The sequence below is a fragment of the Bradyrhizobium sp. P2_E8 genome, from assembly GCF_056403875.1.
Window position 1 is genome coordinate 1 of the sequence record NZ_JBFUES010001469.1, and the last position, 1,294, is coordinate 1,294.

General features: G+C 60.9%; 1 protein-coding gene. It reads right to left on the minus strand.

The window, feature by feature from the left end; all coding sequences use genetic code 11:
- Positions 1-1,169, minus strand: a 1,169-nt coding sequence (locus AC1D00_RS41500; protein WP_477014691.1) for an ABC transporter substrate-binding protein, incomplete at its 3' end; no start/stop codon positions are given.
- Positions 1,170-1,294 lie beyond the last annotated feature (125 nt).

The following is a 1,294-nucleotide window of genomic DNA, read 5'->3' on the forward strand; positions in this document are numbered from 1 at the left end:
CAGCGGCCGTTCTTCACCTGCTGCACCTGGGTGACGGTGGTGGCGAGATGGTTGGTCTTCGAGAACACGGTCGGCGGCGAATTGAAGATATCCTGGAACTTGTCACCGGACTCCAGCGCGTCGAGCATCTTCTGGCCAGTGAGATCCTTGCCAGCCTTGTTGGCATAATGCGCGAACGTCATCACCGCATTGTAGCCGATGATCGCCTGGGTGTTGGCGTCGGCGTTGAACATCTTCTTGTAATTGACGAGCCAGTCCTTCACCTTTCCCTTCGCGCTGTCTTCGTAGGGAATTTCGAAGTTCGAAGCGGCATACAAGCCTTCCACCACTTCCTTGCCGAGCGCCGGCACTTCGAGCACGTTAACGGGCGTGGCACCGAGGAAGGTGACCTCCCAGCCGAGCTTCTTCGCTTCACTCATCGTGCCGATCGGCTCACGGAGGACCGCACCGAGCACGACGAGGTCGCAGCCGTCGGACTTCATCTTGGCGACCTGCGCCGAGAAGTCGGAGGCGCCGCGCTTGTAGCTCGTGATCGAGGCCGGCTGCACCTTCATGACGGCGAGCTGCTGGTTAAAACCATCGAGCACGTTTTTTCCGTACTCGTCGTCCTGATGCATGATGCACGGCTTCTTGAAATTCTTTGTCTCGATCATGTATTTGAGCGCGGCGCGGGTGCTCTCGACATAGGGCAGGAGGTTGTTGAACTTCAGCCGCTCCTGCGGCTTGGCCGGATCGAACTTGAAGGTGAACTCCGCCGCCGTCAGCGGGAAGAGCTGAAGCACGCCGGCGTCGAGCAGGATGTCCTGCGCGGCGAGCACGGTCGGCGATCCCATTGGTCCCACCATTGCGAAGATCTTGTCGCGCTCGATCAGCTTTTGCGACGCCAGCACCGCCTTTTTCGGATCGTAGCCGCTATCCTCGACGACCAGCTTGATCTTGCGGCCGTTGATCCCGCCGGACGCATTGATCTCCTCGGTCGCCATCTTCATGCCGTTTGCGACCGGGACGCCCCAGCCCTTGATCGGACCCGACAGATCCTGGTGAGTGCCGATGACGATCTCGGATGCTGAGATGCCCTCGTTGGTGACCTTGGTTTGCGCTGCGGCCGGCAGATGCGTGAGCACGACTGCGCTCACCGCAAGGCCGAACGCCCTGAACGATTTCGACATTGACGTCTCCTCTCCCTGGCCCGTGTTGCGCGAAGGGCGTGGCCATCGCTCCTTCGCTGATCTCAACGTCTGCGGCGCACGGCCTTCCGGCCCCTCACGCCACCGCACGCTCGCGATACATCGCC